The following is a 12,961-nucleotide window of genomic DNA, read 5'->3' on the forward strand; positions in this document are numbered from 1 at the left end:
AGTAGAAACACCAAGTGAAGTAGAAACACCAAGTGAAGTAGAAACACCAAGTGAAGTAGAAACACCAAGTGAAGTAGAAACACCAAGTGAAGTAGAAACACCAAGTGAAGTAGAAACACCAAGTGAAGTAGAAACACCAAGTGAAGTGGAAACACCAAGTGAAGTGGAAACACCAAGTGAAGTAGAAACACCAAGAGAAGTGGAGACACCAAGTGAAGTAGAAACACCAAGTGAAGTAGAAACACCAAGTGAAGTGGAGACACCAAGAGAAGTGGAGACACCAAGTGAAGTGGAAACACCAAGAGAAGTAAAATCATCAAGCCAAAACGAACAAATTCAACAGGGTACTTCTATAAATAATCAGATAAAAACATCTATCAGTCATCATACAGTGGATGAAAAACAAGTTGAGACAAAAACGAAGACACAAAAAAGTCTCCCACAAACATCTGATAAAAAATCAAATCTGTTTATCATGAGTTTAGGAATGTTATTGTCAATGTTAGGATTAAGATTAAAATTAAAATAAATAAAAAGCATGCCCTAGTTTTTAGGACATGCTTTTTACGATAGCTAAGAGAATTAAGAAAGTATAGGAAATCTTTTTTCTAAAGCATATTGTATTTTTTCAATTAATATACAAAGTAGCCAATAAATACAGGCGACTAAAAAGTACATGGATAAGAAATTGAACTCTCTTCCACCAATGATTTTTGCTTGCTGAAAAATTTCAGATACCGTAATCATTGCTGCTAGAGAAGAGCCTTTCACTAAATCAATCGCGACGTTGCTCATAGGACCAATGGCAATTCGGATGGCTTGAGGCATAATGATTTCTCGAATGATTAACAATTTTTTCATACCTAGAGCTTTTGATGCTTCCCATTGCCCTTGATTGACACTACTCATGGCACTACGAAAAATTTCAGATAAAAAAGCGCTACTCGTCAAACCAAAACACAGAATACTTGCTATAATAGGATTTAGTTGCATAGGTAAACCGAAATATAAGGCAAAAAGTAAGACAATAGCAGGAATACCCCTAAAAAATGACGAGTAAATAATTAGAAATTGGTTGATTACTTTGTGATTGAGTAATCGTAATAAATAAATCACACTCGCTAGAATATTCCCTAGAAAAAATGAGGCGATACTGATTAATAAAGTATAAGGTAATCCTTTTAATACAAAGGGGATAGACTCAACCATTAATTTTGTATCAATTATCATGGTTATTCAACCTCAATTGTTTTTGAAATGGTGACAGATGGCTTTTTAGAAATATCTTCACCATAAAAAGATGTGGCAATTTTTGCTAAAGTTCCATCTTTTTTCATGTCAGAAATTGCTGAATCAATGTCTTTTTTTAATGCTGCATTGTCTTTGTTTATAACAAGTCCTGAAGATGACGGATTAAAATAAACATCTTCTAAAATTTTGACAGGCATATCAGGTAGGGCAGCAACAGCCATTTTTTGTAAATAATAATCGTTTAAGATGACATCTGTACGCCCTTTAACTAAGTCAGTCATGTATTGATCATTTGTTGCGTTGTCGTAATTCACTAAGGTAGCACCTAAAGACTCAGCAACTTTCATGTAGGTAGTAGACGCTTCGCCGGCTGCTTTTTTTCCTTTTATGTCGTCTAACGAGGCAATACCTGAATTATCTTCTTTTCTAACAACCATGCTACCGAATGAATACTTGATGGGTTCTGATAAGCTAAATTTTTCTTCACGTTTTTTATTGATTGAAAAATCATTTGCTGCCACATCAGCTTTATTGGTTTGAACAGCTGATAGCATCCCATCAACGTTAAATTCTTTAAAGGTTACTTTTTTATTTAGTCGTTTCCCAATTTCTTTTGTTACTTCTATGTCATAACCAGTGAGTTCATTTTTATCATTGTAGTATGAACTTGGAAATAGTGTGCCAGATGTGGCAACCACTAATTCATCTGATTGTTTCTTGTTTGATTCAGTTGCTTTCTTTTCGCCTGTACAACCACCTAAAATAAGTAATAAAGATGTAGATAAAATAAGTAATGTTTTTTTCATGGTGTCTCTCCTTTTGATGTTTAATGCACGTATGAGTATAGTGAGAGTTAACGTTAAAATCTATTTGTTTGGCTTACTATCATTACTTTTAGTTAAAAATAAGGTTAATAGGTCGAAAATAGAAACAATATTGTCCTTTTGAAATTTTAGACTTATCATAAGGAAATTTGTTATAATAGGGTAAAAGAATAAGAGGAGTGTTTTAATATGCCACTTGTCCATATTGAATTATTAGAAGGAAGATCACTAGAACAAAAAGAAGCATTAGTAAAAGATGTGACTGAAGCCATTGTTAAAAATACTGGAGCCAAAACTGAAAATGTGCATATTGTTATTTCTGATATGACAAAAGGAAACTATGCGGTAGGCGGTAAGATGGCATAATCTTCTGTTTGTTTCGCACTGGTATTATTGAAAAAGGTATGATAAAATTGAACAGATGATTAGAGATCAAGATAAGGAGAGTTAATATGTATCAATTTCTATTAACCCTAATGTTAGTTTTATCCATTTTAATTATTATTGCTGTGATGATGCAACCAAGTAAGCAAAATAGTGCTGCTAGTGCGTTTTCAGGTGGTGCAACTGAATTATTTGGTAAAACAAAAGCTCGTGGGTTTGAAGCATTTATGAAACGTGCAACAACGGTTATGGGTATTGCATGGGTTGCAGTGGCTATTGCGCTTGCGTATTTGTCATCAAAATAATGTTAATGTATCTCCTGTTATGACAGGAGATTTTTTTATTGTTATAATAACTTAGCAGATATGTTTGAAGGGAGTTAAATAAATGAAAATAGAACCATTTTATTCAAAAGTAAGCAATAAAGCTGTGTTATTATTCCATGCTTATACAGGGAGTTCAAATGATGTCAGAGCATTAGCTAGAAGAGTTGAAAGAGCAGGTTATTCTGTTTATGCTCCAATGTTTACAGGTCATGGGACAAATGATCCAATGGATATTTTAGAACAAACGTCTGATGTATGGTGGCAAGATGCTAAGCGTGCGATAGACTTTTTAAAAGAAGAAGGACATACACAATTTGCTGTATTTGGTTTATCAATGGGTGGATTATTTGCAATGAAGTTGCTTGAAACTTATCCTGATTTATTTGTTGGTGGAGGAGCATTTTCTTCTCCACTTGACCCAACGGATACAACCAATATTTACCCTAATTTTTTGAAATATTGTGAATACCGTTATGATCAATTAAATCTTTCAGTAGAAGAAAAAACACAAAAAATTGATACGATAAAAGAGCCTTTAGATACTCAACTAAAGGATATCAGTGGAACAGTCCAAACCGTTTATGACGGATTATCTGATGTAGAAAAACCAATTTTTCTCGCACAATCAGCCAAAGATGAAATGGTGCGTGCAGAAGGCGTTTATGATGCAGCAAGAGGTATGAAAAAGGCGTTTGTTGAAGTCCATTGGTATCCAAATAGCACTCATGTCATCACAGTGAGCCATGATAAAATTCAATTTGAACAAGATGTGGTTCAATTTATTCAAAAACTATCATGGGAATAGGAGGAAGTATGAGAAAAACATTAAAAGAAACAATTTTAGAGACAATGACCTCTAGTAAAAAAAAGTCATTTTCAGTCGAACAATTAGCAGAAATGCTGGATTTACAAAAAAGCAATGATTTTAAAGAATTAGTTCAAGCTATCGCTCAGATGGAAAGAGAGCAACTTGTGACGTTTAATCAAAAAGGAAAAATAAAATTAGTCACAAAAGAAACGGTTCTTGAAGGCGTGTTTCGTTCAAATGAACGAGGATTTGGCTTTGTTACGGTTGAGGGAGAGGATTCAGATGTCTTTATTAGTCGAGATGAGACTGGTTATGCTCTTGAAGGAGATAAAGTTGAAATCGAGATATTAAAAGCAGGTAATCCATTGGAAGACCAAGCACCAGAAGGAAAAGTAGTTAAAATTATTGAGCGAGGCATCAGCCAAATAGTAGGTATTTTTACACTCTTTACAGAAAGTGAGCAGCAAGAAACGGGTCTTTATGGTGTGGTAACACCAAAAGATAAAAAACTAAGTCGTTACAAAGTGTTTATTGCTTCGGAAGGGATTTTACCTGAAGATGGGAGTGTCGTGGCTGTCGAAGTGACGCACTATCCTGAAGTTGGCTATACTAATAGTTTTGAAGGATTAGTAAAACAAGTGGTTGGCCACAAAAATGATCCAGGAATGGATATTTTGTCGATTGTGTTACAGCTAGGAATTCCTACTGACTTTGATGAAGCCACATTAAAACAAGCAGAAGAATTACCAGATGAAGTATTAGAAAGTGAGTTACAGCATCGGGTGGATTTAAGAAAAGAAGTAGTTGTGACAATTGATGGAGCGGAAGCAAAAGATTTAGATGACGCCGTTCGGGTTGAGAAATTAGACAATGGCAATTACTTTTTAGGTGTGTATATTGCAGACGTGTCACACTATGTGACAGAAAATAGCCCGTTAGATGCTGAGGCAAGTGATCGCGCAACGAGTGTGTATTTGACTGATCGTGTGATTCCAATGTTACCTAGAAAATTATCAAATGGTATTTGTTCACTTAATCCAAATGTAGACCGCTTAGCCATGGCATGTGAAATGGAAATAAATGGTGAGGGGGATGTCGTCTCACATGATATTTTTGAAACAGTGATTCATTCAACGGCTAGAATGACCTATGATGAAGTGAATGATATTATTGAAGGAACGAATGATGACACAATCAAACAATATAGTAAACTTGTTCCAATGTTTCATTTGATGAATGAGTTACACGAAATTCTAGAGAGCAAACGAGCAAATCGTGGGGCAATCTCGTTTGAAGATAGAGAAGCCTATATTGTGGTAGATGCAGAAGGTCATCCGGTAGATATAAAATTACGTACAAGAAAAGCAGCTGAAAGACTAATTGAGTCCTTTATGTTAGCTGCAAATGAAACAGTCGCGAAGACTTATACGGATAAACAATTGCCATTTATTTATCGTATTCATGAGCATCCAAAAGAAGAAAAAGTTCAGCGTTTCTTAGAGTTTATGACAAATTTTGGTATCATGGTAAAAGGGAAAAAAGATGCGGTATCACCAAAAGAGCTGCAACGAGTGTTAGACCAAGTGAATGGACGACCAGAAGAACCGGTTGTGAGTATGATGTTACTTCGCAGTATGCAACAAGCAAAATATTCGGAAGATCCAGTGGGTCATTACGGATTAGCCGCAGATGACTATACCCATTTTACTTCACCAATTAGACGTTACCCTGATTTAATTGTTCATCGATTAATTAAGTCATATGAAAAAGAAAAAGTAACAGATAAAATCAAGCAAAAATGGGATGAGTTAATTCCAGATATTGCGGATCATAGTTCTAAAATGGAGCGACGAGCAGTTGAAGCTGAGCGTGAAACCGATAAACTGAAGAAAACAGAATTTATGCAAGATAAAGTTGACGAAGAATTTGATGGTATTATCACATCTATTACTAAATTTGGTATGTTCATAGAATTACCTAATACAATAGAAGGATTAGTTCATGTTAATCAGTTGAAAGATGATTATTATCATTTTATTGAAACTCATATGGCGTTTGTTGGTGAGCGAACAGGTAAAGTATATAAAATCGGTCAAAAAGTTCGTGTGAAATTAACTAAAGCGGATGTTGACACACGAGAAATTGATTTTGACTTGTTATCAGCTGAACCATTGACCGAAAAAATTGAATTACCGAAAAAAAATAAAAAGTCATCTTCATCAAATCGACGCAAAGATCCAAAAAAATCATTTGGCAAATCAGATGATTCTAAAAAGGGAAAAAAAGGCAAGAATGGTAAAAAACCTTTTTATAAATCTGTGAATAAAAAACCGAAGAAAAAGAAAAAGTGAGGGATGACTCATGCCTAAAGGTGAAGGAAATTTAATTGCTCAAAATCGTAAGGCTCGTCATGATTATGCAGTATTTGAGACTTTTGAAGCTGGTATTGTGCTTCAAGGAACCGAAATAAAATCCATTAGACAACGCCGTGTTAACTTAAAAGATGGTTTTGCTAGAGTTCGTAATGGTGAAGCCTATTTAATGAATGTTCATATCAGTCCTTATGAACAAGGGAATATTTTTAATCATGACCCATTAAGAACACGGAAATTATTACTTCATAAAAAACAAATCATCAAAATTGAAACAGAAATGAAAAATCCTGGTGTGACGTTGATTCCGTTGAAGCTATACATTAAAGATGGTTTTGCTAAAGTGTTACTAGGGTTAGCAAAAGGGAAAAAGCAATATGATAAACGAGAAGATTTAAAACGAAAAGATATGAACCGTGAAATTAACCGAGCTTTGAGAGACAAACAACGTACATTTTAGTCGTTGTTTGTCTTTTTTTTTACTAAGCATGTTAGCATGGGGAGACATAAGGATGTTGTTCCTTATACAGGCTCGGTATTTCTGAGCTGATGACACTTGCTAAAGTGGATTATCAAACGATCAAAGTTTAATTCTTTGTGTAAAGATAATCATTTTGGAAGGTGTCTTTATACTTTTTTTATGGAGGTGACTAATTAGGGGGGTAAAGTAAGACTTTTTAAAAACAACTGGATTAACAAAGAGGTTAAATTTCATTATTTTGAGTATGTTTTAACCAAGTTTTCATTTGTCAATTTTTTTGTATGAAAGTTGTGAGAATTCTACTGATTTACTTTGTGTTATTTATCATTTGGTGGTATTATAGTTTCGATAGTAACAGTCTATCGATGTATTCCTATGTGGAAAAATGTATGTATCAAAAAACATTTTTTCATACACTGTTACAGAAGCTAAAAAACTTCTGAATTTGTTTTAATATTGAGAAGAAAAGGGGTGAAATGTGGTGGAAGAAAAATCCTGGTTGTTTACCATTGGAGGTTTAACATTTGATGGAACGGTCGTAAGTATGACTATATTAACTTGTTTGATTGTCTTTGGATTAGTGTATTTTTGTACACGAAACTTAAAGCTTAAACCTACTGGTAAACAAAATGTCATGGAAGCACTTGTTGACTTTGTTCGTGGTATCGTAGGTGATAACGTTGAGAAGAACGAAGTAAAAGAGTACCATTTATTGGCATTTACTTTTTTCATGTTTGTGCTAGTATCAAATACTTTAGGACTCATTACAAAAGTGACTTTATTCCCAAGTGATGTATCATTATGGAAGAGCCCAACCGCTGATCCAACCGTAACTTTGACACTCGCATTTATTGCGATTATTTTGGCTAATTATTATGGGGTCAAAAAACAAGGTGTTAAAGGTTACTTTGTTAATAGTTATATGAAACCAGTCGGCTTTTTATTACCAATCAAGTTAATAGAAGAATTTACTAATGTATTAACACTTGGTTTACGTCTTTACGGTAATATTTTTGCAGGTGAAGTGTTACTATCGTTAATTGCAGGGTTAGGATCAAGTAGTCCAACGAAATTTATTTTGGCTCTGCCACTTGAAGTGATATGGCAAGCCTTCTCGCTTTTCATTGGTGGAATTCAAGCATTTATTTTCGCTACTTTATTGATGGTTTATATCTCACATAAAGTAGAAGTAGAAGAAGTATAAGTAAACGTATAAAAACATTTTTAGGAGGAGAATTGTTATGCAATATATTGCAGCAGCTATCGCAGTTTTAGGAGCTTCTATCGGAGCAGGTTATGGTAATGGTAAAGTTATCTCTAAAACATTAGAATCAATGGCACGTCAACCAGAATTATCAGGTCAATTAAGAAGTACTATGTTTATTGGGGTTGCCTTAATTGAAGCGATCCCTATCATTGGTGTCGTTATTGCCTTATTATTATTATTTAAATAACATATACAAGCAAGGGTTAAAAAGTTGTAATTAAATGAAAGTCAGGGAAGGATGTGTCGTAATCACATGATGAATCAATTAGTGATTGCAAGTTCTGGACAAACAACGTTTAGTACCATTTTATTTGTCTCTGTTTCATTTCTTGTATTGTTATTAGCGTTAAAGAAATTTGCTTGGGGACCTCTAACAAAGATGTTAGACGAACGAGAAAACAAAATAGCTGGCGATATTGATAGTGCAGAACAATCAAAAATAGACGCTGCTAATTTAGCCAAACAAAGAGAAGTGGAATTAAAAGAAGCTCGTACTGAAGCACAAAGTATTATTGCTCAAGCAAAAGATGTTGCTGAGAATAATGCTCATGCGATTATTGTAGAAGCTCAAGAACATGCAACAAGAATGAAAAAACAAGCCCAAGAAGATTTACGTCTTGAAAGAGAACGTTTATTGGCGGATGCTAAAAAAGAAGTCGCAGACTTATCTATTGAAATTGCTTCTAAAATACTTAAAAAGGAATTGTCAGCTAGTGCTCATCAAGAGTTGGTTCAATCAAGTATTGATAAGCTAGGAGTTGATGACAATGAATAAGAAATTTAGTGTCGCAAGAACTTATGGTAAAGCGTTATTTACCGAAGCAACTCAATTAAATATGATAAATGAAATCTACCAAGAATTATTACAACTTAGAGAAATTTATCATGAAGTACCAGATTTAGGTGATATACTATCAGATGATCGTTTATCCATTTTTGAAAAAGTGAATATTGTAAAAGATTTAGAAAATAGTTTTAGTGATACATTGGCCAAATTTATCCATACGGTTTATGATTATGGTCGTATGAATGAAATGCTTGATATTATTGATGAGTATGAGCATCTTTATTATGATCAATTTGGTATCATTGTAGTAAATGTAACCACAGCTGTTGCATTATCACTTGAACAAAGACATGACTTAGAAAAACGTTTGGCAAAACAATTTCATGCAAATAAAGTTGTTTTACGACCAAAATTAGACCCAAGCATAATGGGTGGAATGATTGTCGAATCAGAACATCGAATCATTGATCAAAGTGTGAGAACAGAATTAAATAATATTCATGCTAAATTATTGGCTTGATGTTTATGTTTAACGACAAGGTGAGAGGTGAGATACATGAGTATAAAAGCGGAAGAAATTAGTTCGCATATTAAACAACAACTTGCTAAATACGAAGAATCGTTAACAGTAGATGAAGTTGGAACAGTTTCCTATGTTGGTGACGGTATTGCTCGTGCTTACGGATTAGAAAATGCCATGTCGGGAGAATTATTGGAATTTGATAATGGTGTTTATGGTATGGCTCAAAACTTAGAAAATGATAGTGTCGGTATTATCATTTTAGGGGATTTTGAACAAATACGTGAAGGCGACAAAGTAAAACGTACACGACGTATTATGGAAGTACCTGTTGGTGAAGCATTAATTGGACGCGTGGTTAATCCTTTAGGACAACCTATTGATGGTATGGGCGAAATCGCTACAACCAAAACACGACCAATTGAAGCAGCAGCTCCTGGTGTTATGGCTCGTAAATCAGTATCAGAACCACTACAAACAGGATGGAAAGCAATTGATGCATTAGTACCTATTGGACGTGGACAACGTGAGTTAATCATTGGTGACCGTAAAACTGGTAAAACTACCATTGCGATTGACACAATCTTAAATCAAAAAGATCAAGACATGATTTGTATTTACGTTGCAATTGGTCAAAAAGAATCAACTGTACGTAACCAAGTTGAAATCTTGAAAAGATATGGTGCAATGGACTACACAATTGTTGTGTCTGCCAGTGCATCACAACCAGCCCCATTACTTTATTTAGCACCTTATGCTGGAGCAAGTATGGGTGAAGAGTTTATGTATAATGGAAAACACGTATTAGTCGTATATGATGATTTATCAAAACAAGCAGCAGCTTATCGTGAAATCTCATTACTATTACGTCGTCCACCAGGTCGTGAAGCGTTCCCTGGAGATGTATTCTACTTACATTCTCGTTTACTTGAAAGAGCAGCGAAATTGAGTGATGAATTAGGTGGCGGATCAATGACTGCCTTACCATTTGTTGAAACACAAGCGGGAGATATCTCTGCTTATATTCCAACAAACGTTATTTCTATTACTGATGGACAAATCTTCTTAGAAAGTGATTTGTTCTACTCAGGTGTTCGTCCTGCGATTGATGCTGGGTTATCAGTATCACGTGTTGGGGGATCTGCTCAAATCAAAGCAATGAAAAAAGTTGCAGGTACACTTCGTCTTGATTTGGCAAGTTACCGTGAGTTAGAAGCCTTTACTCAATTTGGTTCTGATTTGGATGAGGCAACTCAATCTAAATTAAACCGTGGTAAACGAACTGTTGAAGTACTAAAACAAAATGTGCATGAACCATTGGCTGTTGAAAAACAAGTCTTAATTCTTTATGCCTTGACTCATGGATTTTTGGATACTATTCCTGTAGTAGATATTTTACGTTTTGAGCGTGAATTATTTGAATACGTGGATAATAACTATCCAGCAATCTTTGATACGATCCGTACAACAAAAGGATTACCAAATCCAGAAGATATGGATAAAGCAATCGATGAATTTAAAGGAATTTTTAGTTCTAGTGAATTCTCTGTTGCAGATGAAGTAAAACAATCTTAGAAAGTGGTGATTGAACATGGGCGGCTCACTTATTGATATTAAGAAGAGAATAGCTTCAACAAAAAAGACCAGTCAAATTACAAGTGCCATGCAAATGGTCGCAGCTTCTAAATTGACGAAATCTGAACAATCATCAAGACGCTTTCAAGAGTATGCTTCTAAAGTAAGAAGTATGACAACTCATTTGGCTTCTTCACAGTTAACTGCGATAGATAATTCTGATTTTTCTGGTTTTGAGCAAGAGATGGAAATGTATCAGCAAATGCTTATTGCTCGACCAGTTAAAACAGTTGGATATATTGTAGTAACTTCTGATAAAGGTTTAGCAGGTGGTTATAACAGTTCAATTTTAAAAAACATGTTAGAAATCATCAAAAAAGACGAAGAAGACGGCATGAATGTGGTGTTAATGGCTATTGGAGGAACAGGTTCAGATTTCTTCAAGCATCGTGATTTACCAGTCGCTTATGAATTAAGAGGATTAAGCGACTACCCAAGTTATAGTGAGGTAAGACGTATCGTAAACTCTGCTTTACAAATGTATAATAGTGAGATGTTTGATGAATTGTATGTATGTTATAACCATCATGTTAATACACTATCCTCATCGTTTAGAGCAGAAAAAATCTTACCAATCGTTGACTTAGATGCTAAAGAAGCTGAAACGTACGAACAAGAGTATACTCTTGAACCTTCAGCAGACGCTATTTTAAATACGTTACTGCCCCTTTACGCTGAAAGTTTAATATATGGAGCAGTTTTAGATTCTAAAACTGCAGAGCACGCTGCCCGCATGACTGCTATGAAGAGTGCCACAGAAAATGCGACAAATATCATTGATGATTTGACCATTTCTTATAACCGAGCACGTCAAGCAGCCATTACAGAAGAAATCACAGAAATTGTTGGTGGAGCAGCTGCTTTAGAATAATGACGGGGAGGAATTGTTGAGATGAAAGTAGGAAAAATAGCCCAAGTCATTGGTCCCGTTGTTGACGTGGCTTTTCCATTAGACCAAGCATTACCTGATATAAATGATGCGTTAATCGTTTATAAAGCTGGAAGTAAAGATAAAGTTGTGTTAGAAACAACTCTTGAAATTGGTGATGGAATCGTTCGAACAATTGCAATGGAATCTACAGACGGACTACAAAGAGGAATGGAAGTTCTTCATACAGGAGGTCCTATCAGTGTTCCAGTTGGTCCTGAAACATTGGGTAGAGTCTTTAACGTATTAGGTGAAACTATTGACTTAGGTGAACCTATTGGAGACGAAATTGAAAGAGATAGTATTCATGCAAAAGCACCTGCTTTTGATGAATTAAGTACAAACTCTGAAATATTAGAAACAGGAATTAAAGTTATCGATTTACTAGCGCCTTACTTAAAAGGTGGTAAAATTGGACTGTTCGGTGGTGCCGGAGTAGGTAAAACAGTGTTAATTCAAGAGTTGATTAACAATATCGCTCAAGAATTAGGTGGGTTATCAGTGTTTGCCGGTGTTGGTGAACGTACACGTGAAGGTAACGACCTTTACTTTGAAATGAAGGAATCTGGTGTTATCAAAAAAACAGCCATGGTGTTTGGACAAATGAACGAGCCACCTGGTGCCAGAATGCGTGTAGCTTTAACTGGTTTGACTATGGCAGAATATTTCCGTGATGAAGAAAAACAAGATGTGTTACTATTTATTGATAACATTTTCCGTTTTACTCAAGCAGGTTCTGAAGTGTCAGCTCTTTTAGGACGTATGCCTTCAGCCGTTGGTTACCAACCAACGTTAGCAACTGAAATGGGACAGTTACAAGAACGTATCACTTCGACAAAAGATGGATCAATCACATCAATTCAAGCGATTTATGTTCCTGCCGATGACTATACTGACCCGGCTCCAGCAACAGCCTTTGCGCATTTAGATGCAACAACTAACTTGGAACGTCGTTTGACAGAACAAGGGATTTATCCAGCGGTAGATCCGTTGGCATCATCTTCAAGTGCCTTAGAGCCAGATATTGTTGGTGAAGAACATTATAAAGTGGCCACAGAAGTGCAACGTTTATTACAACGCTATAAAGAATTGCAAGACATTATTGCGATACTTGGTATGGATGAGTTAAGTGATGAAGAAAAAGTAGTAGTAGGACGTGCTAGACGTGTCCAATTCTTCTTATCACAAAACTTCCACGTGGCTGAGCAATTTACAGGACAACCTGGTAGCTATGTACCATTGAATGAAACAATTAGAGGATTTAGAGCAATCTTAGACGGCGAATATGACCACTTACCTGAAGAAGCCTTCAGAAGTGTTGGGCGCATTGAAGAAGCAGTTGAAAAAGCAGAAAAAATGGGCTACTAACAAGGAGGGA

Annotated in this window: 15 protein-coding genes; 13 read left to right on the forward strand and 2 right to left on the reverse strand. The window is 35.3% G+C overall.

Going from position 1 to position 12,961, the window contains the following annotated elements:
* Positions 1–529, forward strand: a 529-nt coding sequence (locus AC37UB_RS00380; RefSeq protein ID WP_490685133.1) for a hypothetical protein, incomplete at its 5' end; no start/stop codon positions are given.
* A 53-nt stretch (positions 530–582) separates the two neighbouring features.
* On the opposite strand, the gene AC37UB_RS00385 is transcribed toward AC37UB_RS00380, so the two are convergent.
* Both AC37UB_RS00385 and AC37UB_RS00390 read right to left on the reverse strand, forming a co-directional pair.
* Positions 583–1,230, reverse strand: coding sequence for an amino acid ABC transporter permease (locus AC37UB_RS00385; RefSeq protein WP_117972081.1), 648 nt, complete (start codon positions 1,228–1,230; stop codon positions 583–585).
* A 2-nt stretch (positions 1,231–1,232) separates the two neighbouring features.
* Positions 1,233–2,057: a transporter substrate-binding domain-containing protein gene (locus AC37UB_RS00390; RefSeq protein ID WP_117972082.1), complete on the reverse strand. Its 825-nt coding sequence runs from the start codon at positions 2,055–2,057 to the stop codon at positions 1,233–1,235.
* A 207-nt stretch (positions 2,058–2,264) separates the two neighbouring features.
* On the opposite strand from AC37UB_RS00390, the gene thmT reads away from it, so the two are divergent.
* The 12 genes from thmT (at position 2,265) to atpD (ending at position 12,951) form a co-directional block, all read left to right on the forward strand.
* Positions 2,265–2,441, forward strand: coding sequence for a 2-hydroxymuconate tautomerase (gene thmT / locus AC37UB_RS00395; RefSeq protein WP_117972083.1), 177 nt, complete (start codon positions 2,265–2,267; stop codon positions 2,439–2,441).
* An 86-nt stretch (positions 2,442–2,527) separates the two neighbouring features.
* Entirely contained in the window at positions 2,528–2,764 is a 237-nt protein-coding gene (gene secG / locus AC37UB_RS00400; protein WP_117972084.1) for a preprotein translocase subunit SecG, read from the forward strand.
* 82 nt (positions 2,765–2,846) lie between these two features.
* Positions 2,847–3,590 (forward strand): alpha/beta hydrolase, encoded by a 744-nt coding sequence (locus tag AC37UB_RS00405; RefSeq protein WP_117972085.1) that lies wholly within the window; start codon positions 2,847–2,849, stop codon positions 3,588–3,590.
* An 8-nt stretch (positions 3,591–3,598) separates the two neighbouring features.
* Positions 3,599–5,944, forward strand: coding sequence for a ribonuclease R (rnr, locus tag AC37UB_RS00410; protein WP_490685134.1), 2,346 nt, complete (start codon positions 3,599–3,601; stop codon positions 5,942–5,944).
* 10 nt (positions 5,945–5,954) lie between these two features.
* Positions 5,955–6,425 (forward strand): SsrA-binding protein SmpB, encoded by a 471-nt coding sequence (gene smpB, locus AC37UB_RS00415; protein ID WP_117972087.1) that lies wholly within the window; start codon positions 5,955–5,957, stop codon positions 6,423–6,425.
* Between the two features lie 502 nt (positions 6,426–6,927).
* On the forward strand, positions 6,928–7,650 hold the full coding sequence (gene atpB, locus AC37UB_RS00420) for a F0F1 ATP synthase subunit A (protein WP_117972757.1): 723 nt from the start codon (positions 6,928–6,930) through the stop codon (positions 7,648–7,650).
* A 37-nt stretch (positions 7,651–7,687) separates the two neighbouring features.
* Positions 7,688–7,900, forward strand: a complete 213-nt coding sequence (gene atpE / locus AC37UB_RS00425) for an ATP synthase F0 subunit C (RefSeq protein WP_071456694.1) — start codon at positions 7,688–7,690, stop codon at positions 7,898–7,900.
* A gap of 66 nt (positions 7,901–7,966) precedes the next feature.
* Positions 7,967–8,488: a F0F1 ATP synthase subunit B gene (gene atpF, locus AC37UB_RS00430; protein ID WP_241698890.1), complete on the forward strand. Its 522-nt coding sequence runs from the start codon at positions 7,967–7,969 to the stop codon at positions 8,486–8,488.
* Positions 8,481–9,020, forward strand: coding sequence for an ATP synthase F1 subunit delta (gene atpH, locus AC37UB_RS00435; protein ID WP_241698891.1), 540 nt, complete (start codon positions 8,481–8,483; stop codon positions 9,018–9,020). The genes atpF and atpH overlap by 8 nt, the downstream gene beginning before the upstream one ends.
* A 36-nt stretch (positions 9,021–9,056) precedes the next feature.
* Positions 9,057–10,595, forward strand: coding sequence for a F0F1 ATP synthase subunit alpha (atpA, locus tag AC37UB_RS00440; RefSeq protein ID WP_241698892.1), 1,539 nt, complete (start codon positions 9,057–9,059; stop codon positions 10,593–10,595).
* A 16-nt stretch (positions 10,596–10,611) separates the two neighbouring features.
* Positions 10,612–11,526: a F0F1 ATP synthase subunit gamma gene (locus tag AC37UB_RS00445; protein ID WP_117972091.1), complete on the forward strand. Its 915-nt coding sequence runs from the start codon at positions 10,612–10,614 to the stop codon at positions 11,524–11,526.
* Between the two features lie 21 nt (positions 11,527–11,547).
* Complete coding sequence (gene atpD / locus AC37UB_RS00450; RefSeq protein WP_490685135.1) at positions 11,548–12,951, forward strand: F0F1 ATP synthase subunit beta; 1,404 nt, start codon at positions 11,548–11,550, stop codon at positions 12,949–12,951.
* The last annotated feature ends 10 nt before the right edge of the window (positions 12,952–12,961 follow it).

The organism is Vagococcus changpingensis (genome assembly GCF_058211775.1).

What these genes read in the sequence shown, in the direction of transcription:
- atpF (WP_241698890.1), top strand. Translation starts at nt 7,967, where the DNA reads ATGATGAATCAATTAGTGATTGCAAGTTCTGGACAAACAACGTTTAGT.
- atpA (WP_241698892.1), top strand. Translation starts at nt 9,057, where the DNA reads ATGAGTATAAAAGCGGAAGAAATTAGTTCGCATATTAAACAACAACTT.
- atpH (WP_241698891.1), top strand. Translation starts at nt 8,481, where the DNA reads ATGAATAAGAAATTTAGTGTCGCAAGAACTTATGGTAAAGCGTTATTT.
- smpB (WP_117972087.1), top strand. Translation starts at nt 5,955, where the DNA reads ATGCCTAAAGGTGAAGGAAATTTAATTGCTCAAAATCGTAAGGCTCGT.
- atpD (WP_490685135.1), top strand. Translation starts at nt 11,548, where the DNA reads ATGAAAGTAGGAAAAATAGCCCAAGTCATTGGTCCCGTTGTTGACGTG.
- atpE (WP_071456694.1), top strand. Translation starts at nt 7,688, where the DNA reads ATGCAATATATTGCAGCAGCTATCGCAGTTTTAGGAGCTTCTATCGGA.
- secG (WP_117972084.1), top strand. Translation starts at nt 2,528, where the DNA reads ATGTATCAATTTCTATTAACCCTAATGTTAGTTTTATCCATTTTAATT.
- AC37UB_RS00390 (WP_117972082.1), bottom strand. Translation starts at nt 2,057, where the DNA reads ATGAAAAAAACATTACTTATTTTATCTACATCTTTATTACTTATTTTA.
- rnr (WP_490685134.1), top strand. Translation starts at nt 3,599, where the DNA reads ATGAGAAAAACATTAAAAGAAACAATTTTAGAGACAATGACCTCTAGT.
- AC37UB_RS00445 (WP_117972091.1), top strand. Translation starts at nt 10,612, where the DNA reads ATGGGCGGCTCACTTATTGATATTAAGAAGAGAATAGCTTCAACAAAA.
- thmT (WP_117972083.1), top strand. Translation starts at nt 2,265, where the DNA reads ATGCCACTTGTCCATATTGAATTATTAGAAGGAAGATCACTAGAACAA.
- AC37UB_RS00405 (WP_117972085.1), top strand. Translation starts at nt 2,847, where the DNA reads ATGAAAATAGAACCATTTTATTCAAAAGTAAGCAATAAAGCTGTGTTA.
- AC37UB_RS00385 (WP_117972081.1), bottom strand. Translation starts at nt 1,230, where the DNA reads ATGATAATTGATACAAAATTAATGGTTGAGTCTATCCCCTTTGTATTA.